22 protein-coding genes and 1 pseudogene are annotated in these 18682 nt (G+C 58.8%); 7 read left to right on the plus strand and 16 right to left on the minus strand.

Features of this window, described 5'->3' with window-relative positions; all coding sequences use genetic code 11:
• Positions 1-4 precede the first annotated feature (4 nt).
• From RLEG4DRAFT_RS26645 to RLEG4DRAFT_RS26670, 6 genes are all read left to right on the plus strand, one after another.
• Positions 5-214 (plus strand): hypothetical protein, encoded by a 210-nt coding sequence (locus RLEG4DRAFT_RS26645; RefSeq protein ID WP_003581440.1) that lies wholly within the window; start codon positions 5-7, stop codon positions 212-214.
• Positions 211-1551, plus strand: a complete 1341-nt coding sequence (locus RLEG4DRAFT_RS26650; RefSeq protein ID WP_003581441.1) for an amidase — start codon at positions 211-213, stop codon at positions 1549-1551. The genes RLEG4DRAFT_RS26645 and RLEG4DRAFT_RS26650 overlap by 4 nt, the downstream gene beginning before the upstream one ends.
• A 63-nt stretch (positions 1552-1614) precedes the next feature.
• Positions 1615-2679 (plus strand): polyamine ABC transporter substrate-binding protein, encoded by a 1065-nt coding sequence (locus RLEG4DRAFT_RS26655; RefSeq protein ID WP_003581442.1) that lies wholly within the window; start codon positions 1615-1617, stop codon positions 2677-2679.
• Between the two features lie 98 nt (positions 2680-2777).
• The gene (locus tag RLEG4DRAFT_RS26660) at positions 2778-3887 is read left to right on the plus strand and encodes an ABC transporter ATP-binding protein (protein ID WP_003581444.1); all 1110 of its coding nucleotides are present in this window, start codon (positions 2778-2780) and stop codon (positions 3885-3887) included.
• Positions 3880-5130: an ABC transporter permease gene (locus RLEG4DRAFT_RS26665; protein WP_003581445.1), complete on the plus strand. Its 1251-nt coding sequence runs from the start codon at positions 3880-3882 to the stop codon at positions 5128-5130. The genes RLEG4DRAFT_RS26660 and RLEG4DRAFT_RS26665 overlap by 8 nt, the downstream gene beginning before the upstream one ends.
• Positions 5131-5140: 10 nt before the next feature.
• Positions 5141-5980 carry an ABC transporter permease gene (locus RLEG4DRAFT_RS26670; RefSeq protein WP_003581446.1) on the plus strand — a complete coding sequence of 280 codons (840 nt, stop codon included), beginning with the start codon at positions 5141-5143 and terminating at the stop codon, positions 5978-5980.
• Positions 5981-6251: 271 nt separating this feature from the next.
• On the opposite strand, the gene RLEG4DRAFT_RS38145 is transcribed toward RLEG4DRAFT_RS26670, so the two are convergent.
• The 16 genes and pseudogenes from RLEG4DRAFT_RS38145 to ccoN all read right to left on the minus strand — a co-directional run bounded on the left by RLEG4DRAFT_RS38145 (position 6252) and on the right by ccoN (position 17692).
• Positions 6252-6500, minus strand: a complete 249-nt coding sequence (locus tag RLEG4DRAFT_RS38145; RefSeq protein WP_051040914.1) for a hypothetical protein — start codon at positions 6498-6500, stop codon at positions 6252-6254.
• A gap of 157 nt (positions 6501-6657) precedes the next feature.
• Positions 6658-6963, minus strand: a complete 306-nt coding sequence (locus tag RLEG4DRAFT_RS58710; protein WP_003574546.1) for a hypothetical protein — start codon at positions 6961-6963, stop codon at positions 6658-6660.
• On the minus strand, positions 6963-7196 hold the full coding sequence (locus tag RLEG4DRAFT_RS47255; RefSeq protein WP_245277986.1) for a transposase domain-containing protein: 234 nt from the start codon (positions 7194-7196) through the stop codon (positions 6963-6965). Before RLEG4DRAFT_RS47255 ends, RLEG4DRAFT_RS58710 begins: the two co-directional genes overlap by 1 nt.
• Positions 7163-7573, minus strand: a pseudogene (locus tag RLEG4DRAFT_RS39285) (IS66 family transposase); the annotation flags it as partial. The pseudogene RLEG4DRAFT_RS39285 and the gene RLEG4DRAFT_RS47255, both read right to left, overlap by 34 nt.
• Positions 7555-7995 (minus strand): IS66 family insertion sequence element accessory protein TnpB, encoded by a 441-nt coding sequence (tnpB, locus tag RLEG4DRAFT_RS26690; RefSeq protein ID WP_003581447.1) that lies wholly within the window; start codon positions 7993-7995, stop codon positions 7555-7557. The pseudogene RLEG4DRAFT_RS39285 and the gene tnpB, both read right to left, overlap by 19 nt.
• Complete coding sequence (gene tnpA / locus RLEG4DRAFT_RS26695; RefSeq protein ID WP_003581448.1) at positions 7992-8372, minus strand: IS66-like element accessory protein TnpA; 381 nt, start codon at positions 8370-8372, stop codon at positions 7992-7994. Before tnpA ends, tnpB begins: the two co-directional genes overlap by 4 nt.
• A gap of 377 nt (positions 8373-8749) precedes the next feature.
• A complete protein-coding gene (locus RLEG4DRAFT_RS26705; protein ID WP_003581449.1) occupies positions 8750-9415 on the minus strand; it encodes a Crp/Fnr family transcriptional regulator in 666 nt (221 codons plus the stop codon).
• Positions 9416-9447: 32 nt separating this feature from the next.
• Complete coding sequence (ccoS, locus tag RLEG4DRAFT_RS26710) at positions 9448-9606, minus strand: cbb3-type cytochrome oxidase assembly protein CcoS (protein ID WP_003581450.1); 159 nt, start codon at positions 9604-9606, stop codon at positions 9448-9450.
• Positions 9603-11891, minus strand: a complete 2289-nt coding sequence (locus tag RLEG4DRAFT_RS26715; protein ID WP_003581451.1) for a cation-translocating P-type ATPase — start codon at positions 11889-11891, stop codon at positions 9603-9605. Before RLEG4DRAFT_RS26715 ends, ccoS begins: the two co-directional genes overlap by 4 nt.
• Complete coding sequence (locus RLEG4DRAFT_RS26720) at positions 11888-12373, minus strand: FixH family protein (RefSeq protein ID WP_003581452.1); 486 nt, start codon at positions 12371-12373, stop codon at positions 11888-11890. The genes RLEG4DRAFT_RS26715 and RLEG4DRAFT_RS26720 overlap by 4 nt, the downstream gene beginning before the upstream one ends.
• Positions 12370-13938: a cytochrome c oxidase accessory protein CcoG gene (gene ccoG / locus RLEG4DRAFT_RS26725; protein ID WP_003581453.1), complete on the minus strand. Its 1569-nt coding sequence runs from the start codon at positions 13936-13938 to the stop codon at positions 12370-12372. Before ccoG ends, RLEG4DRAFT_RS26720 begins: the two co-directional genes overlap by 4 nt.
• 166 nt (positions 13939-14104) lie before the next feature.
• Positions 14105-14290 (minus strand): hypothetical protein, encoded by a 186-nt coding sequence (locus RLEG4DRAFT_RS26730; protein WP_003581454.1) that lies wholly within the window; start codon positions 14288-14290, stop codon positions 14105-14107.
• 11 nt (positions 14291-14301) lie between these two features.
• Complete coding sequence (gene ccoP / locus RLEG4DRAFT_RS26735; protein WP_003581455.1) at positions 14302-15165, minus strand: cytochrome-c oxidase, cbb3-type subunit III; 864 nt, start codon at positions 15163-15165, stop codon at positions 14302-14304.
• Position 15166: 1 nt separating this feature from the next.
• Entirely contained in the window at positions 15167-15319 is a 153-nt protein-coding gene (locus RLEG4DRAFT_RS26740) for a CcoQ/FixQ family Cbb3-type cytochrome c oxidase assembly chaperone (RefSeq protein ID WP_003568501.1), read from the minus strand.
• A gap of 7 nt (positions 15320-15326) precedes the next feature.
• The gene (ccoO, locus tag RLEG4DRAFT_RS26745) at positions 15327-16061 is read right to left on the minus strand and encodes a cytochrome-c oxidase, cbb3-type subunit II (RefSeq protein ID WP_003581456.1); all 735 of its coding nucleotides are present in this window, start codon (positions 16059-16061) and stop codon (positions 15327-15329) included.
• A gap of 8 nt (positions 16062-16069) precedes the next feature.
• Positions 16070-17692, minus strand: a complete 1623-nt coding sequence (gene ccoN / locus RLEG4DRAFT_RS26750; RefSeq protein WP_003581458.1) for a cytochrome-c oxidase, cbb3-type subunit I — start codon at positions 17690-17692, stop codon at positions 16070-16072.
• 237 nt (positions 17693-17929) lie between these two features.
• Here ccoN and RLEG4DRAFT_RS26755 point away from each other — a divergent pair, with 237 nt between their 5' ends.
• Positions 17930-18661, plus strand: a complete 732-nt coding sequence (locus tag RLEG4DRAFT_RS26755) for a Crp/Fnr family transcriptional regulator (protein ID WP_003581460.1) — start codon at positions 17930-17932, stop codon at positions 18659-18661.
• Positions 18662-18682 lie beyond the last annotated feature (21 nt).

Consider the following 18682-nt stretch of genomic DNA (forward strand, 5'->3'; position numbering starts at 1 on the left):
GACAATGAGCAGACCCACCTTTGCTACCTTGAAAGCGATAAACGGCGAATTCTTCGAAGAGCGCTGGGACGAAAAGGATCTGGAGCAGCTTGTTGCGCCAACCTTCGGAGTCGTTTCCAGCTTCGAAAAGGTCCTTTCCGACCTACAGCGGATAGTAAGTAAAGATCTGGGCCAGGTGGGCCCCGATGACCACTGTTCGGGGCTCACCAAATGACTGAAAGAAGATCCATCAAACAGACCGCGGCAGAAATTCAGAGCGGCCGCACCGTCGTCGATGTCGTCGAGGACAGCCTTGCCTTGGCCGAAGGGCTGAATCCGGAGCATCACAGCTTCATAACCATTGTCAGAGATGCTGCCCTCTCCCAAGCAGCCAAAGCAGATGCCCGACGACTTGAAGGCAAGCAGCAGGGGCTTTTGGACGGCGTGCCCTTCGCAGCCAAAGACATGTTCGAGACCGCCGGCATTCTCACGACAGGCGGTAGTCCGGTGCTGGAAGACAACGTGCCCGGGAGATCCGCGCTCGTCGTCACGCGTCTCGAAGAGGCAGGCGCTGTATTGATCGGCAAGGCAAACCAGCACGAATTCGCCTATGGTGCCACGGGAGAAAACGGATGGAGCGGTACAACGCGGAATCCATTCGACACCACTCGGTTGGCCGGCGGATCGAGCGGAGGTTCGGCGGCCGCAGTCGCGGCCGGGATAGTGCCCTATGCCCTTGGAACGGACACCGGTGGCTCAGTCCGTGTTCCAGCCGCACTTTGCGGCGTCGTGGGTTTCAAGCCCAGCTTCGGTCGTATGAGCCTTCAAGGCGTCATTCCATACTGCTGGTCGCTGGATCATGCCGGCATCTTCGCCAACAATGTCGAAGACGTGGCACTTGTTTTTGATCAGACGACATCTGTCGGTCAGGCAGCGGTCCCCAAGAACTTGAAGGTCGGGATCGTGAAGGGATGGGCCGAAAGAAGTGAGGCGACCGTTCGCCATGCGTTCCTAACCGCCAAAACTGCACTTGAGCAAATGGGGGCTTCGTTCACCGAAATCGAACTTCCCGACCAATCCGAGGCAAGAACCGTGTCTCTGACCATCCAGCTCGCCGAGACGTTGGCCTACCATGGTCCCAACCTTGCGCGCGCCGGCGCGTCGTTCGGGAAGGACATGCTGAGTGGGATGGCGCTCGGACAGTTTCTTTCGGCCGAATGCTATATCCAATGCAAGCGCATGCTTGAGGTCTATAATCGCGCGTTTTCAGAAACGATGAGCACCGTGGACGTTCTACTAACGCCTGGGTGCCCGATTACAGCCCCAAAAGTTGGAGCCTTGCACGTCGAGGTGGGAGGCGACAACTTGCCCGTCGGAAACGCGCTCACGCTGTTCACATCGTTCTTTAACCTCGTGGGCACACCGGCCATCGCACTCCCGGTCAGCGAGGAGACCGCCACCCTTCCCGTTTCTGTGCAACTGGTTGGCGGTCGCAATCGCGACTACGAGCTCTTGGCAACAGCGCAGGCTTTTGAGGAGGTACTACGAGCAACAAACAAGATTGCGGCATAACCGCTCGTAAGGTCAATCAATCAAGCCGGCCAGAAGACCGGTCAATCCAGAGGAGTAACAAGCATGAACAGAGTTTATTATCTACTGACAGGCATCGCGATTGCCGGCATCTCCACTGCAGCTTTCGCCGCGGATCAGTTGGTAGTCGCTTCATTTGGTGGCGCCTACACGGCGAGCCAATCCAAGGCTTTTATTGAACCCTATATGGCTGAGAACGGCGCCAAGGTGCTCACAGCCGACTACAATGGCGGTCTTGCGGAGCTCCACTCTCAGGTTCAAACCGGTAACGGTGCATGGGATGTCATCGACCTCGAACTGCAGGACGCGTTGCGGGCTTGCGACGACGGCCTCATCGAAAAGATCGACGCCTCCCAACTCGCTCCGGCGGCCGACGGAACCCCAGCCTCGGAAGACTTCCTGCCAGGCACCCTGATGGATTGTGGCGTCGGCACCATTATGTGGTCGAACATCATCGCTTACGACAAGACCAAGTTCCCTAACGGCGGCCCGAAGACCATCGCAGACTTCTTCGATCTCAAAAAGTTCCCGGGCAAGCGGGGCCTGAGCAACAAGCCGAACGTCAACCTTGAGTGGGCGTTGATGGCCGATGGCGTGCCTAACGAAAAGATCTATGAGACACTTGCGACAAAGGAGGGCCTCGACAGGGCCTTTGCAAAACTCGATACGATTAAAGGCGATGCAGTGTTCTGGGGTGCTCACGCGCAGGCCCCGCAACTTCTTGCAGACGGCGAAGTGGTCATAACGGCGGCGGCCAATGGGCGCATCTATGACGCGATTGCCAAGGAGCGCAAGCCGTTCGAAATCGTTTGGGATGGCCAGATCTGGAACCTGGACGTCTGGGCGATCTCGAAGGCGAGCAAGAATAAGGAAGCCGCATTGGACTTCGTAAAGTTTTCCACGACCGGACAGCGCTTGGCAGATATCACGAAGTTTATTAGCTACGGTCCGGTCAGGAAATCGTCCCAAGCTCTCGTCCCGGAAGCGATCCGAACGGGCCTCCCGACCTATGAAGCGAACTTCAAGACATCTCTTGCCAATGATCTCGAGTTCTGGGCGGACCATCAGGATGAGATCAATCAGCGCTGGGCCACCTGGATGGCGAAGTAATTCGTTCGCGTATTCCTTCCTTGGGCGATCGGAGCGTTGCTCCGGCCGCCGGATTGATGCCTTGGCTGCGTCATTTCCACGAGCGAGAACGAGAAATCATGACCACCGACACCAGAGCGTTCGTGAATTTCCACGAAGTTCAAAAAAGCTACGACGGTTCTTCCCTTGTGGTGAAGTCCCTTTCTCTTGCAATTGCGAGAGGCGAGTTTCTGACGATGCTTGGCCCATCGGGGTCCGGCAAGACAACCTCGCTGATGATGCTTGCGGGTTTCGAGCGGCCCACGAGCGGCAAGATCACCGTGGCAGGCCGCGACCTTACGAACCTTCCGCCTCACCGCCGGGATATCGGCATGGTGTTCCAGAACTATGCTCTGTTCCCGCATATGACAATTGAGGAGAACGTGGCGTTTCCACTCGTGGCGCGAAAGATCCCGAAGCCTGAAATCGCCACGCGGGTAACGGGAGCCCTGGAGCGGATCCGGATGGGGGCATTCGCGCAACGCCGCCCAGCCCAACTGTCCGGCGGCCAGCAGCAACGGGTGGCATTGGCTCGCGCTCTGGTCTTCGAGCCGTCGCTCGTGCTGATGGATGAACCGCTAGGTGCGCTTGACAAACAGCTTCGCGAACACATGCAGATGGAGATCAAGCACCTGCACGAGGAACTCGGCCTAACCGTCGTCTATGTCACGCATGACCAGGACGAAGCTTTGGCGATGTCAGACCGCGTGGCGGTTTTCAACAACGGCATCATCGAACAGGTGGGGCCAGCGCGCGCGATATATGAATCGCCTGAAACGGCGTTCGTTTCCTCTTTCGTTGGTGAGAATAACCAACTGAGCGGCGTCGTCTCAGCGATCGCTCTGGAGCTCTGCACAGTTACCATCGGAACAGTCAAGGCAGAGTGCCGTACTGTCGGCTCCTTGAAAAGCGGCGATCGCGTGGTGGTCTCGCTACGTCCCGAGCGGGTGTGCCTGGTTCACGACAGCGGGGTTTACGCCAACAGCGTGAAAGCAATTGCGAAGGAAGTCGTTTATTTCGGGGACCATCTGCGCGTCTCGTGCCAGCTGGAAGATGGACAGACGGTGACGATGAAGCAACCAAACCGAGGCGGGATTCCGCAGACGTCGGTTGGCGAGAGCGTGCTACTAGGTTGGCAAGCAACCGACGCGCGCGCCCTCGCGTCTGAAGGAGTGCCCGGCAATGGCTGATGCGGCAGCAGCTGTCTACGCGGCACCCAAAGACATCGGCCGTCAGGTCGCGCGGTCTCGGCGGATGGAGATGCGAAAGGGCCTTCTGCTTCTGGCGCCTGCATTGCTGTTCCTCTCCTTCACGTTCCTTCTTCCACTGGGTTACATTCTTCGCTTGAGCGTTTACGATCCAACTGTTCACGATGGACTGCCACGGACAGTTGAAGCACTCCAGAGTTGGGGCGGAAGCGGCGCCCCCGGTGAGGAGACGTTCAGAGCGCTCGCAAATGACCTGATCGAAGCCCACAACGGCGATACCGTCGGAACCATCGCCAATCGATTGAACGTCGAGGCAGCGGGACTACGCAGTGCATTCACTAGGGTTGCGCGGCGCCTCGCTCAGAATCCTCCCGCCGACCATTATACCGAATGGTTTCAAAAGTCCGATCCGGTGTGGGCCAAACAGGCGACCTGGCAAGCAATCAACCAGTTGCGTAATGAGGTCAGCGCGAATTACTATCTCGCAGCCATGGATCTCAGGAGAAGTGCGTCCGGTGGCATCGAATTGGCGCCAGAGGAAAATCGCATTCACACCACGCTCTTTACAAGAACGTTTCTTGTCGCGTTTTCCGTCACGGCGCTTTGTATCCTTCTTGGCTACCCGGTCGCTTACCTGATTGCCACCTCTTCGAAGCTCGGTGGCTCGATCATGATCGTCCTGGTTCTGCTGCCATTCTGGACCTCTTTGCTCGTCAGAACCACGGGCTGGATCGTGTTGCTGCAGTCTCAGGGGGTTTTGAATGATCTTTTCGTCTATCTCGGGATCATCTCAGATGAGAACCGAGTGAGGATGATCTACAATTTGGCCGGCACTTTGATCGCCATGACACACATCCTGCTGCCGTTCTTCATCCTTCCGTTATACAGTGTGATGGTTTCGATTCCGCCGCTCTACATGCGTGCCGCGCAGTCATTGGGTGCCCATAGATTCTACGCCTTCTGGAAAGTGTATTTTCCCAACACCCTGCCGGGAGTGGGATCGGGTGCGCTCCTGGCATTCATCCTCGCCGTCGGCTATTATATCACCCCTGCACTGGTCGGCGGGCAGTCTGGCCAGATGATCTCCAATATCATCGCGTTCCATGTTCAGTCTTCCCTCAACTGGGGCTTGGCCGCGGCGCTCGGTATGATCCTCTTGTCCGTCGTCCTGGTCCTCTATGCCGTCTTCCACCGATATTCCGGCGCCAACCGTCTGGTGAACTGAGGGATCAGCTATGTACACATCAATAGTCGAGAATGCTTGGTATGTTCTCTTCCGCATCATTTGCTGGGCCATTCTCATTTTTCTCGTCCTGCCGATATTCGTCATCGTTCCGCTCTCGTTCAACGTGGAGCCTTACTTCACCTTCACCCGTGGCATGCTGCACTTCCAGTCGGAAGCTTATTCCAAGCGCTGGTATGAAGCGTTCGTTTCCGATGCGGGCTGGATGCTTGCCGTCCGCAATAGCTTCATTGTCGGAATTCTTTCGACGCTCCTTGCGACTGCCTTAGGCACTCTTGCTGCACTCGGCTTGAATAGGCCGCTTCCCATGCGCAGCATGATTGTAAGCCTTCTCCTGGCGCCGATGATAGTACCTATTATAGTGCTAGCCGCCGGGACCTACTTCGTCTTCGCGAAGGTTGGTCTCGTCGACAGCTATCTGGGGCTGGTACTCGCTCACGCTACTCTGGGGTTGCCGTTTGTCGTGGTGACGGTGCTGGCCAGCCTGTCGAATTTCGACCAGGGCCTTGTGCGTGCAGGTCTCATTTCGGGAGCGCATCCGACGATGGTTTTCCGGCGCATCACATTGCCCCTCATCGCTCCGGGCGTCCTTTCCGGCGCGGCACTAGCTTTCGTAACGTCGTTCGACGAAGCCGTGATTACCCTCTTTCTCTCCCCAAGTCCGGAATATTACACAGTCCCACGCAAGATGTGGTCCGGCTTGCGTGAACAGATCAGCCCTACCATCCTCGCCGTTGCAACTACGTGGATCCTTCTCTCCTTGGTGCTAATGATCCTGATGGGCGTGCTGCGGCGCCAATCCTCCCAGCGGTCGGCTAAGCCTGTCAGCTAGAGCACGTCCGTTGAACGCGGAATCGGAATAACGATTGAACGAAGCCGCGTTCGCGGCATTTGGAGGATCTGATTGCATGAAGCGCTCCTGATTGAAGGAATGGGCTGTTTTGCCCAACCTTCAGCAGCAGCAAAGCAACAGCCAGGAGGAGACGCCGCATCGATCCGCCGGCTCCACGGCAGGCGCTACCGGCTTTGCCGCCTTCGCGAGCGGCAGCCACGGCGCATCTGCCGGAGACAACCGGGCGAGCGCCTCAAAATTTGCCATCGCCTCATAGGTACGTTGCCTGCTCCATGCCGAGAGCGACGCAGAACAGCGCGCGGTTTTTCGGATCGAGCTGCAATATCTGGCTCAGAATGTTCGTAGTCTCCACCGTGACGAACCCGCCCGACTCCGTCATCAAGGCCGCGGCATGGCCGCCCAGGCGATGCGCGTCCGGGGCTGAGAATCGCATGGCATTGCGGTAGGCCGCCTTTGCGTCGGCGATCCGACCGGTCCTGAGATAGACGGGAGCGATCACATCCCATCCACTCGGATTGGCTGGTGGGATGTCGTTCCGTTTTCGCGACCAGCGTGGCGATGTCTTGGTTGGGATCTCCCGGCCGTGCCTGCAGCGGCAATGTTGACATGTCCGTGAGCGTCCGACGAATGCATTTTTTTCGTCCACGAGGCGCGGTTTAGGACTTGCGGCTTAGCTCATCTGCCATGACGCGCTCGATCATCTCGGGATCGCATTGTTCATCGACGAGGAACTGGCGGATTCCACCATCCCACGTCCTTATGTCGGCCAGGAGATCTCGAAGGTCGTCAATTCCATTTTCGGTCAGGCCTTTTGTGCCATCTTCACTGCCATCGCGGACATATACCAATTCGCCCTCGGCGATATTGTCCGAGTTGGCGGTGACTTCCTCGAGTAGTTCAAGGTTCTCGCCGATCATGCTGGCGACTTCTTTGAGCGTGTAGATGAACCTCGAGCGTGCCATCACGCAGCCTCGCATCGGTCTTTCGCCGGCACCCACTGCCACGGCAGCAATTCCTGAAGCTGATCCTTGGGATGGCTCTGGATCCGGGTCAGGAGGTCTGTGAGATAGACCTCCGGATTGTGACCATGGAGCTTGGCAGTCTCGATGATGGTCAGGATGTTGGCGATGCGCTCACCGCCCTTGTCTGACCCGGCGAAGAGTCTGCTGCCTTCAGGAATGATGTGCCTCCGCACGTCGGACAATTGCAAGGCGCGGCATAGACCAGCTCTTCGGTGGGAAGACCATCGGGCAACGGTTTGCGCTTCGGCTTGTCCGGGGTGTCGTTCAACTCCTGCAAAGGAGCTTTCCCGGAGCGCATCTCAGCCTCGGCACGAGAGGCCTCGATCTCCTCCAGCATCAGTTCGAATTGTTCGATCTTCCGGTCTATCTTTTCCGAAGAAGCGCCATGCTGCCGATGGCGGAGCAGTTCCAGTTGCGCGCGCAGAAGCCCGATAATGGAGTCGCGCTTGATGACTTCGGCTTCCTGGCTCTCAAGTTTCGCCGCCTGTTCCGCGACGAGTGCACGCAAAACAGCTAGCTCGTCCTGACTGTTCAGCGGCGTTGTTTCCATACCCGTGTACATAGCCGATTTGCGCCGGAAGTGCCAGCATTTTGCCCCGGATGTCCTTGCAAAATATAGCTTTTAACCAGTTCGTCCGGGAGCAGAAGTCCACGCAGGTCGGCGCGCCAATCGATCCCATCAACAAGCATCGACAACTGAGCTTGCGTCAGATGCGCAACCCCATCTTTCGCCGTCGGCCAGGGAAAGTATCCGCGTTCCAAAATTTTGTAAAACAGGCAAAACCCTTGGCCATCCCACCATAAAAGTTTGATCCGATCAGCGCGTTTTCCGCGGAAGCCGAAGATTGCGCCGGAGCCCGGCGCTTCCTTGATGACTGTCTCGACCAACGCTGACAGACCATCAATGCCACGCCGCATATCAGTCACCCCGCAAGCCAGATAAACCCGCACATTCCCCGACGGCCCGATCATGCCGCCTCCACACAAGCGACCAGTGACGATAGCACTTCGAGATCCATGTCCGCTGCAATTCTCAGTAAGCGGCCATTCCTTAGGACGATCTCAACGTCTTTGCATCTCGACCGAGCACTGCTCCTCTTGGAACCGTCACTCACGCTCTCCGACGCTCCGATAAGCGATACCGGGATGAACGATGCGGCCTGGGGAGATTCGGGTGGCAAGAGCTTCTTTCGCCAGGCGTAAATCTGCTGCGGAAGAACGTCGTGCCGGCGCGCGACATCCGAAACGGTGCCATCCGCGCTGAACGCTTCTTGCAATATCGAAAGCTTCAGTTCCGTCGACCAGCGACGTTGTCGCTCGGCACCCGTCAGGATCTCAACCTTGCCCATTCATACCCTGTTACGTCACAAATGAATCATCTGTGTCGTAACTTGCGCCAATCCCGCACCTAACCAAAATCCGCTCACCGGACGCTCACACATGTCCGGCGAACCCAGAAAGACATAGCTTGCCAGGGGAAGAAATGCGACGATGCACCGCCTCAGCCAACCATAGACACGGGGAAGTATCCAACGCTTTCCCGCTGCTGCTCGCTTGCCTTGAAATGCCGCCGCGCGACCTCGGCCCGGGAATATTCATAGTCGTTGCGCCCGATCTGGTTTGCCTCCCATGTCGTGGAGGTGGCTTTTGCTCCAGACATAGCGGGCGGGGAGATCGGCACATTAACGCCGATTAAATATCGCGATCCCTCCATTGACTGAGAAAATCAGCAGGCCTTCCGAAGCAGGTCGACGCTGTCGACCAGGATGGTCTTGCCTTTGACCTCGACTCCCGAGGGGATGAGTGCGGCAAACGCACGGGAAAGGGCTTCGGGTGCAAGGCCCAGTTTGCCGGCCAGAATTCTCTTTCGGTAGGGGAGACGGAACGTCACCGGCGACCCGGAAGCCGGGCATCGGCTCATCAGATAATTTGCAACGCGCTGGGCGGCCGTGTGCAGTCGGTCTCGGGCGATACAGTCCATCGCGCCAAGCAGATGCCGGGCCATGATGCGCATGACATTCCGGTGCATGACAGGATATTGGTCCGCGAGCGCTTGTAAGTCCGCGAGGTCGAACAACGCGACCTCAGCCCCATCGGCAGACCACGCGCTGTAGGCGTACGAGCTGCCCTCGGAGAGAAGATATTCCCCGAAGGTATCGCCTGGCTCGCATACTGAGATATCCGCCTCGCGCCCAGTCGATTCCGCTTTTGAAAGCCGCACGAACCCGCGCGTGACGCAATAGACGAACCACGCCCGTTGCCCCTCGGCGATGATCTGCTCGTCGGGAGCAAAGCTTCGCAGTTGAGCCATCGCGGTCAGTTGCTCCGCAGCCGCCTGATCCAAGCCGGCGAACAGATCAGACCGTAAAAGTATAGGATTTATCGCAAGCATGGTTCTTCCTTTCGTGTTGGGCTCGAGTTCGGCTAAGGATTTTTTTGATCGGTTTCGTCATCGAGAAGGATTCGCCAGGCGGCTCCCTGAAGGTCGTCGTACTGGCCGCTCTTCAGCGACCACAGAAAAGCCAGAAGCCCCATGCCTCCCATCAGCAGCGCGATCGGTATGAGATAGATCAGCATGTTCATACGGTTTTCGCCTCCCTGCTCCCGCCGGCCTGCGCCTGAACGAGCGTAGTGCGACGCCCGCCGAATGCGTTCAGACGCAGCGCGTTCGTCACGACGATGATCGAAGATGTCGACATTGCCACCGCCGCGAGGAGCGGCGTCGCCAGCCCGGCGATGGCAATCGGAACCGCCAACACGTTGTAGCCGATGGCCAGCACAAAGTTCTGCCGGATAAGGCTGGCGGATCGTCGTGCCAGAGCGATCGCTTCCGGAACCGCGTCGAGGCGGTCGTGGAAGAAGACGAGGTCGGCTGCCTGACGGCCGATGTCGGAAGCTGTGGAGGGCGCCATGGAGACATGCGCGGCAGCAAGCGCCGGAGCATCGTTGATGCCGTCACCGACCATGAGCACGCGATGATCCTCGTCGCTCAATCTCTGGCATTCGTCGACCTTCTGTTTCGGCGTCAGCGCACCCAGAGCCGTTTTGATACCGAGGGCCCGCGCCGTATTGTCGACGACAGTCTGCCTGTCGCCCGACATCATCAGCGTTTCAAGACCGGCGGCGGCGAGTTGGCCAATCGTCTCGAAAGCGCCCGGGCGAAGCGTGTCGTCGAAGAAGAATTGGGCAAGAACGGCGCCGTTCTTCGACAGGACCACTTCCGAGAACGGGCTGTCGTCAGCGCCGGGCACCGCACTGGTTTCGCAGGCGAACGCGGCGTTGCCAAGCCGATAGACATCCTCGCCGTTCCTGGCCTCCAACCCACCGCCGGGGATTTCCGTGACACTGCCGAAGGACGGCCAATGAGCAAGGTAGGTGTCCCGCACCAGGGCCTGAGAAAGAGGATGGCGCGAATGCGCGGCCAACCCGTGGGCTATGGCGGCGGCGCCTTCATCCACAGCCTCGATCCGGACGAGGCGCGGCCTGCCCATCGTCAGGGTGCCAGTCTTGTCGAAGGCCACGGTGTCGGCCTCCGCCAGTCTTTCGAGCGCCGAGCCGTCCTTCACCATGATGCCCCTGCGGAAAAGTTCGCCCGCGGCAACGACCTGGACCACGGGGACGGCAAGTCCCAAAGCACAAGGACAGGTGATGATCAAGACCGCGACCGCGACCAGCATCGCCCGTTTCCAGTCGCCTCCCAGAAAGCCCCACGTAAGGAAAGATAAAAGCGCCAACAGATGGACGGCTGGAGAATAAAGGGCCGCGGCGCGGTCGGCGATCCGACGATAGCGCGCCCTGCCCCCCTCGGCGGCTTCCATGAGGCCGATGATTTCCGAGAGAAGCGAATTCCTGGCAATTCTCGTCGCCCTGAAGACGAGCGAGCCGGTCAGGTTCATCGCCCCGGAATTCACCTCACTGTGGGGCGCAACGGCAACCGGGCCGCTCTCACCGGTGACGATCGAAAGATCGATATCGCTTTCTCCGCTGACGACGATGCCGTCGACCGGAACGCGTTCGCCTGCAGCAATCGAGATTTCATCTCCCACCGCGATTTCGTCCACCGCGATATAGCGTCGCGACCCGTCCGGCATCATCAGCAACGCGCCGCGCGGGGCAAGCCTTGCAAGGCCGTTGATTGCCGCGCGCGCCTTTTCGCGCATGACATGATCGAGGGTTCTGCCAATCAACAGGAAGAACAGCAACGAAACCGAAGCCTCGAACCACGCGTGCTCGCCATGGTGGATGGTCTCCCACAACGAAACAGCGTAGGAAAGAGTAACGGCCAGCGAGATCGGAACGTCCATGTTGGTGCGCCCGCGCTTCAGCGCATTCCAGGCCGATGTGAAAAAGAAGCGTCCGGCATAAACCAATGCGGGCGCCGCGATCATCGCAGATATCCAATGAAACATGTCGCGCGTCGCAGCATCTGCACCCGACCAGACCGACACCGAGAGCAACATGATGTTGGCGGCCGCGAAACCGGAAACGCCCACCGCTAACAGAAGCTGGTTTCCGAGCCTGTCGTTCTCGGGCGCTGCGGGCGTAAAGAGGTGGGCGCGGTATCCGGCTGCGTTGATCGCCGCGAGGATCTTGGACGGATCGACCGGGTGCTTCTCGATCTCCTCCTGGTAGACGCAGGTTACCCTCCGCGCGGTGAGATTGACCCGGGCCTTGCTCACGAATGGAAGTGCCGATAGCGCTCTTTCGATCGTCGAGATGCAGCCGCCGCAGTGGACGTCGGGAACGCTGAGATCGAGTTGGCGCAATCCTTCGCCGAGCGGGTGGCTGGCAAGACGGGCTTCTTCGGCACTGGATGATGTCGCGCTGAGCGCAAGCACGCTTTCGGTATCCATAGAGCAGCAGGTCATTGGCCGAACTCCGCGGTGTCGACGCGTTTGGCCTCGTGCATGACGATCACGCCGTCCTTTCGCGATACGGCTTCGACGATCCAGTCACCTCCGGCGACCTCATGGTCCGCTTCGAACTGCCCGTCGTCTATCTTGCTGAGCGAGAGGAGGAAATCCTCATGGTCTCCCACGGGACGTTTGAAATTCAGCACGACATCGTCGACGATCGCCGGCGAGCCGTCTCTGTCATGGATTCTGTAGCGTATCTCTTGCCCCTTGATGGAGAGATCGCCCCGGATGCCGGAGGCGGCCATCGCCTTCATCACCGCCGCCTTGCGGTTGAAATCCTGGCTGGCAACATAAGTGTTTTCCACGACGAGGCCGCTCCAGCTGGAGGAAGCATAAAAGGCCATGGTGACGTTGACGGCGATTACCACGGCGAAGAAAGCCGAAGTCGCAAGCAGCATGTGAAAGCCTGTAAAACCTGGAGCCGAAGCCTTCATTTGATGTCTCCCGGTGCATTGAATGTCGCACGGTAGGTCGCCCGATCGGATTGACCCGTATCTTCGATGACGAAGAGCAATTCGTTGATGTCCGCTCCGGTCGGCTCGCGAGTGACGAAGACCTTGAGCGTCGTGGCCGCGTCGGGTTCGGCATGGACCGAGAAGCTCCGGCCGTCTTCTTTGCCGAGCTCGGGAATGCGCATCGTCGCGCCCTCCAGCCCGACCAGGGTCATATTGACGTCCCTCGGCCTCGGCACCATGTTTAGGATGCGAACCGTGTAGCCGTTGCGGATGGACCCGTCGCTTTCCAGGACATATTGCGGGTTCCGGTCGTGAACGACATTGAGTTGGAGCCGCTCCCGGAAAGCGAGATGGAAGATCATGGCGATACCGATCGCTGCCCAGACGACAGCGTAAAATACGATTCTCGGACGGAAGATGATGCGCCAGTCGAAATGCAGCACGGCCGGAATGAAGCTGCCGTCGTCGTTTCGAACCCTGGCCGGCTGGATTGGCGTTCGTCCTTCATCGGTCGCAAGCGCCATGTTGCTCGAATATTCGCTGAGCGTCGCATAGGCGATCAGGCCGCGGGGCTTGCCGAGCTTATCCATGACGCCATCGCAGGCGTCAATGCAGAGCGCGCATGTGATGCACTCCATCTGCTGTCCGTCGCGAATGTCGATTCCCATCGGGCACACCGCCACGCAGGCATTGCAATCCACACAGTCGCCGACCGGCAGGCCCTTGGCCTGCGCCTTCTTTGGGTGGCGCGACCTTTGCTCGCCCCGCCAGTCGTTGTAGGTGACGACGAGGGAATTCTCGTCAAGCATCGCGCCCTGGATGCGCGGCCACGGGCACATGTAGGTGCACACCTGCTCGCGCATCAGTCCGCCGAGCACATAGGTCGTGGCAGTCAGAATGGCGACAGTGGCGTAAGCGGCTGCGGGAGCGTGGCCAGTGAAGAGCGAAACCGCCAGGCTCGGCGCGTCGGCAAAATAAAAGATCCACGCACCGCCCGTGGCGATGCCGATGAGGAACCAGATCGAATGTTTGGCAACCCTCTTCCTCAACTTGTCGAAGCTGAAGGGACTTGCGTCGAGCTTCATGCGCGCGTTCCGGTCACCTTCGATCGCCCGCTCGACCACCAGGAAGAGATCGACCCAGACGGTCTGCGGGCAGGCGTAGCCGCACCATGCGCGACCGACGGCGGAGGTGACGAGAAACAGGCCGAACCCCGCCATGACAAGGAGGCCTGCAACGTAATAGAATTCCTGCGGCCAGATCTCGATGAAGAAAAAGAAGAAACGCCGTGAAGAAAGGTCGATGAGAATTGCCTGGTCCGGCGCGTAAGGGCCGCGATCCCAGCGGATCCACGGCGCGAGATAGTAGATGCCGAGCGTGATCACCATCACGATCCACTTGAACCGGCGGAACTGACCTTCGGCGCGCTTGGGAAAGATCTTCTTCCGGGGCGCATAGAGAGGCTGTCGGTTGCGGCGGGCATTGACCGGCTCGACGCTGACGCGCTCGACGTTATTGGGATCTGGTGCAGTGAAGAGGTTCATGGGACCCTATCCGATTTTCACCTGCCCTTTTCCCACCCGCAGGCGATCCGTTCCTTGATGCAGATCAAGAAAGTCGGCCTTCCCCTGAAATGGAAAGGCCACGCCCCGCGGTAAGGACGTGGCCTGGAGGAACTGCGGAGCTGGGACGTCCTCGACAAGACTTCAATTAGCGGCTCGTCTCCTTGTGATATTTGAGGCAGGTCAAACTTACGATCGAATTGCCGATATTTGCTGGATCGTCCTGTTCGGAAGCCAGGGCCATCGGTTTGGCGCGCGCCGACACGCGCGATCGAATGGCAGCGCGCGGCGTGCCGTAGAGACTGAGGATCGGATTGTGGTCATGAGCAGCCATGGCTTTTCTCCTTAGATGCCACCGCCGAGCGAGTGGACGAAAATGGTCAGTTCCTTGACTGTCGTATCGCCGAGGCGTCCCGCCCAGGCGGGCATGACGCCATGCTTGGGTGAGGCCACCTGGCGAAAGATGGCGTCTTCGCCACGCGCCTTCAGCCAGATCGCATCAACGAGATCCGGCGCTCCCATTTCCGCTTTTCCTTTGGCGTCCTCGCCGTGACATGCGGCGCAATTGTCGAGGAAGACCTGTTTTCCAGCCTCCGCCAGACCCGCATCCGAGGGCGTATTGGTCAATCCCCAGACGTAGGCGGCGACTTGCTTCATCTGGACGGGCTCCAGAACATCGGCAAAGGGCGGCATCTCGGAGGCGTGGGAATCCGCATCGCCGTCGAAGCGGATCCCATGTGCGATCGTTGTCTGAATGGCATCGAGGTCCCCGCCCCACAGCCAGTCGTCATCATTGAGGTTCGGAAATCCTGGACCGCCACTCGCTCCCGAGCCATGGCATGGCGCGCAGTTCACCTTGAATGCGGATGCGCCGCCAGCGATGGCGAATTCACGAAGAGCCGGATCGGAATCGATTTCCCGCACCGTTCTGGCGGCAATCAGCTCATGGAACTTTGTTTGGGAGGCCCTGGCCTGATCCAGGTTCTGTTGCAGCTCGGCGCGACTGGAAAAACCCAGCATGCCCTTCGTCGTATCGGTAATCATCGGGAGCGCGGGATATGCAATCGCATAGCCCACCGCCCAGAGAATGGTGGCATAGAAGGTCCATACCCACCAGCGGGGCATCGGATTGTTCAACTCGCGAATGCCGTCCCATTCATGTCCGGTCGTTTCGACGCCGCTGAATTCATCGATCGGTTTTTCCGACATCTCAATCATCCTTCAAGGGAATATCGGCGGCCTCTTTCGCCGTCTGCTTGCTGCCTGGGCGAAGGGTGAACACGACCGCGCCAACGAAGAATGCCGCCATTGCCAACAGGCCCCAGCTGTCGGCGAAGTGTCTCATTGCAGTATAGGTTTCCATGTATCCCTCACCGGTAGCCGGTCGCGTCGTCGTAGGTCGAGAAATCGACCAGCGTTCCGAGCATCTGCAGATAGGACACCAAGGCATCCATTTCGGTCAGCCTAGCGGGATCGCCATCGAAATCGCCGACTTTCGCCTTGGGGTAGCGCGCAAGCAGGGCCGTCGTATCCGCGTTCGGATCGGCTTGCGCCTTCATGTCGGCCTCGGCATTCGCCAGCATGTCGTCGCTGTAGGGCACACCGACGTCCTCGTTGGCCTTCAGGTCCATTCCGATATCCTTGGCCGTGACGTCCTGCTCTTTGAGGAAGGCGTAGCTTGGCATGATTGATTCCGGCACGACAGCTCGCGGGTTTGCGAGATGCTGGACGTGCCATTCATTCGAATAGCGTCCGCCGACCCGGGCGAGATCCGGCCCGGTCCGCTTGGATCCCCACTGGAAGGGATGGTCGTACATGGACTCGGCTGCCAGCGAATAATGACCGTAACGTTCGACTTCGTCGCGGAACGGTCTGATCATCTGGCTGTGGCAAAGATAGCAGCCTTCGCGGATGTAGATGTTTCGTCCGGCCAGTTCCAGCGGCGTGTAGGGCCGCATGCCTTCCACCTTCTCGATCGTGTTCTGCAGATAGAACAGCGGCGCGATTTCAACGATGCCGCCGATGCTGACGACGAGGAGCGCGCCGACGAGAAGAAGTGTCGCGTTCTTCTCCAATATCTGATGTTTATCAAGTATCGATGCCATGTCTCACCTCATTCAGCAGGCTGTGCTTGGGGCACGAAAGCGGTTGGGATTTCAGCTTCGTAGCGCACACGGCCGCGGATCGTCATGAACACGTTCCAGGCCATGACGAAACCACCCGCCAGATAAAGCGCTCCGCCGACCGCGCGCAGCACGTAGTATGGAATCATCGCCGAGACGGTTTCTGCGAAGGAATAGACGAGGAAGCCCTGGGAGTTGTACTCGCGCCACATGAGCCCTTGCTGGATTCCGGCAACCCAGAGCACCGCGGCGTAAACCACGATCCCGAGCGTTGCGAGCCAGAAGTGCCAGTTGACCATCCGCAGGCTGTAGAGACGCTCGCGTCCCCAAAGCTTCGGCGTCAGGTAATAGATCGCCCCGAAGGTGATCATCCCCACCCAGCCGAGAGCGCCGGAATGCACATGGCCGATCGTCCATTCGGTGTAGTGGCTGAGCGAATTGACGGTTTTGACCGACATCATCGGGCCTTCGAAGGTCGACATGCCGTAAAAGGCGATGGCAACGATCATCATGCGGATGATCGGATCCGTGCGAATCTTGTCCCATGCGCCCGAAAGGGTCATGAGGCCATTGATCATGCCGCCCCAGGAGGGCATCCACAGCATCACCGAGAAAACCATGCCGAGGGTCTGGGCCCAGTCGGGCAGCGCCGTGTAATGCAGATGATGCGGGCCTGCCCAGATATACATGAAGATCAGCGCCCAGAAGTGGATGATCGAGAGCCGATAGGAATAAACGGGCCGGTTGGCCTGCTTGGGTACGAAATAGTACATCATGCCCAGGAAGCCGGCGGTGAGGAAGAAGCCGACGGCGTTGTGGCCGTACCACCATTGGGTCAGCGCATCCTGGACGCCTGAGAAGAGCGAGTAGCTCTTGGAGCCGAGGAACGAGGTCGGGACTGCCAGGTTGTTGACGACGTGCAGCATTGCAATGGTGACGATGAAGCCGAGATAGAACCAGTTCGCCACGTAGATATGCGGCTCTTTGCGCTTCAGGATCGTGCCGAGGTAGACGGCGAGATAAGCGACCCAGACGACGGTCAGCCAGAGGTCGACATACCATTCAGGCTCGGCATATTCACGGGCCTGGTTGATGCCGAGGACGTATCCGGTCGCAGCCATGACGATGAAGAGCTGGTAGCCCCAGAAGACGAACCATGCGAGACTTCCGCCAAAGAGACGGGCGCGACAGGTTCGCTGCACGACGTAGAAGGACGTCATGATCAGGGCGTTGCCACCGAAGGCGAAGATGACCGCCGAGGTGTGAACAGGCCGCAATCGTCCGAAATTGAGGTAAGGTGCGATATTCAGGTCGGGAAACGCCAGTTGCAGAGCGATGACGACGCCGACGAGGAAGCCCACCACGCCCCAGAACACCGTGGCGATCAGGCCGTAGCGGATCACCTCGTCGAAATAGCCTGACAGGTCGACTTTCTGCCGCTGGTCCGGCGGTGCGAAATCGATGTTCCAGACCAGGAGCACAGTTCCCACCACCAGGCAGAAGCAGAGGATGCCCATATGGACCGCAAAGAGATGATCGTGCGCGAACGCGGCTCCCAGCAGCGCTAGAAATGCGGCGACCGCGACCACCATCGTTTCCGTCGTGTAATTCATGATGTCGTCCCCAGTGCAAAGACGACCGCGTCGCGGCCGGCTTTCTCGTCGTTCTAGGCAGGACTGTCATGAAGCCGCCAATCGCTCCTTGATCTACATCAACCAGAAGGCAGCGCGCTCGGGATGGGGCGGCGCTGTTACACACCGTTACAATCTTTCACCCTTTGGCACCCTCCAATCATCCCCCTGTGACGCAGCGGAGTTCTAGTGCACCCACGGCAACGAGGGGACACGACAATGCTGATGCAGACCAACCATGCATTCGAAAACGCCGAGAAGACGAGCCAAGGGGTCCACGCCGGTCAATCTCTATCGTCGATTTTCCTGACATCGGCAGCGGAAACCGTTCCTGCCGGCAAAGCGATATGCTGGGAAGGCGACAAGGTGAAACACTTGTTCCAAGTCGAAGAAGGCGTTGTCCGCCTCCATCGCATCATTGGCGAAGGCCGCCGCGTGATAACCGCGTTTCATTTCGCCGGCGATCTCATCGGCGCGTCGCTGCAAAATGATTTCCTGTTCACCGCCGAGGCCGTCACCGAGTGCAAGATCCGCCGCATATCCCGGAAGAACTTCCACGAGGAAATCGCCCGGTCGGATGCTCTCGGACCTGCATATATTTCCCTGTTATGCCAGGAGGCGGCGGCTGCGCACGAACAGATGGTGCTGCTGTCGAAGAAGAATGCCGAGGAGCGCCTGTGCAGCTTCATCGTGAAACTTGCCTCCCGCCGCAATTCTCAGCCGCGGCAAGGTCTTCTGCGCGTCCCCATGAACCGGCAGGACATTGCCGACCATCTCGGTCTGACCATTGAAACCGTATCTCGGACCATCACGAAACTTGCATCGCGAAATATCGTTATCCCGGAGGGCAGACACGACTTGCGAATCGTCAATCTCGCCCGACTTACGCAGTTGTCCGGCGACGCTGATGATTTTTCAGAGGATTCCTGTCATAGGGTCAACCTGCATTGATGCAACAAGCCGCGGGATCGA

The sequence above is a fragment of the Rhizobium leguminosarum bv. trifolii WSM2297 genome, from assembly GCF_000271845.1.

What these genes read in the sequence shown, in the direction of transcription:
- RLEG4DRAFT_RS26645 (WP_003581440.1), top strand. Translation starts at nt 5, where the DNA reads ATGAGCAGACCCACCTTTGCTACCTTGAAAGCGATAAACGGCGAATTC.
- RLEG4DRAFT_RS26650 (WP_003581441.1), top strand. Translation starts at nt 211, where the DNA reads ATGACTGAAAGAAGATCCATCAAACAGACCGCGGCAGAAATTCAGAGC.
- RLEG4DRAFT_RS26655 (WP_003581442.1), top strand. Translation starts at nt 1,615, where the DNA reads ATGAACAGAGTTTATTATCTACTGACAGGCATCGCGATTGCCGGCATC.
- RLEG4DRAFT_RS26660 (WP_003581444.1), top strand. Translation starts at nt 2,778, where the DNA reads ATGACCACCGACACCAGAGCGTTCGTGAATTTCCACGAAGTTCAAAAA.
- RLEG4DRAFT_RS26665 (WP_003581445.1), top strand. Translation starts at nt 3,880, where the DNA reads ATGGCTGATGCGGCAGCAGCTGTCTACGCGGCACCCAAAGACATCGGC.
- RLEG4DRAFT_RS26670 (WP_003581446.1), top strand. Translation starts at nt 5,141, where the DNA reads ATGTACACATCAATAGTCGAGAATGCTTGGTATGTTCTCTTCCGCATC.
- RLEG4DRAFT_RS58710 (WP_003574546.1), bottom strand. Translation starts at nt 6,963, where the DNA reads ATGGCACGCTCGAGGTTCATCTACACGCTCAAAGAAGTCGCCAGCATG.
- tnpB (WP_003581447.1), bottom strand. Translation starts at nt 7,995, where the DNA reads ATGATCGGGCCGTCGGGGAATGTGCGGGTTTATCTGGCTTGCGGGGTG.
- tnpA (WP_003581448.1), bottom strand. Translation starts at nt 8,372, where the DNA reads ATGGGCAAGGTTGAGATCCTGACGGGTGCCGAGCGACAACGTCGCTGG.
- RLEG4DRAFT_RS26705 (WP_003581449.1), bottom strand. Translation starts at nt 9,415, where the DNA reads ATGCTTGCGATAAATCCTATACTTTTACGGTCTGATCTGTTCGCCGGC.
- ccoS (WP_003581450.1), bottom strand. Translation starts at nt 9,606, where the DNA reads ATGAACATGCTGATCTATCTCATACCGATCGCGCTGCTGATGGGAGGC.
- RLEG4DRAFT_RS26715 (WP_003581451.1), bottom strand. Translation starts at nt 11,891, where the DNA reads ATGACCTGCTGCTCTATGGATACCGAAAGCGTGCTTGCGCTCAGCGCG.
- RLEG4DRAFT_RS26720 (WP_003581452.1), bottom strand. Translation starts at nt 12,373, where the DNA reads ATGAAGGCTTCGGCTCCAGGTTTTACAGGCTTTCACATGCTGCTTGCG.
- ccoG (WP_003581453.1), bottom strand. Translation starts at nt 13,938, where the DNA reads ATGAACCTCTTCACTGCACCAGATCCCAATAACGTCGAGCGCGTCAGC.
- RLEG4DRAFT_RS26730 (WP_003581454.1), bottom strand. Translation starts at nt 14,290, where the DNA reads ATGGCTGCTCATGACCACAATCCGATCCTCAGTCTCTACGGCACGCCG.
- ccoP (WP_003581455.1), bottom strand. Translation starts at nt 15,165, where the DNA reads ATGTCGGAAAAACCGATCGATGAATTCAGCGGCGTCGAAACGACCGGA.
- RLEG4DRAFT_RS26740 (WP_003568501.1), bottom strand. Translation starts at nt 15,319, where the DNA reads ATGGAAACCTATACTGCAATGAGACACTTCGCCGACAGCTGGGGCCTG.
- ccoO (WP_003581456.1), bottom strand. Translation starts at nt 16,061, where the DNA reads ATGGCATCGATACTTGATAAACATCAGATATTGGAGAAGAACGCGACA.
- ccoN (WP_003581458.1), bottom strand. Translation starts at nt 17,692, where the DNA reads ATGAATTACACGACGGAAACGATGGTGGTCGCGGTCGCCGCATTTCTA.
- RLEG4DRAFT_RS26755 (WP_003581460.1), top strand. Translation starts at nt 17,930, where the DNA reads ATGCTGATGCAGACCAACCATGCATTCGAAAACGCCGAGAAGACGAGC.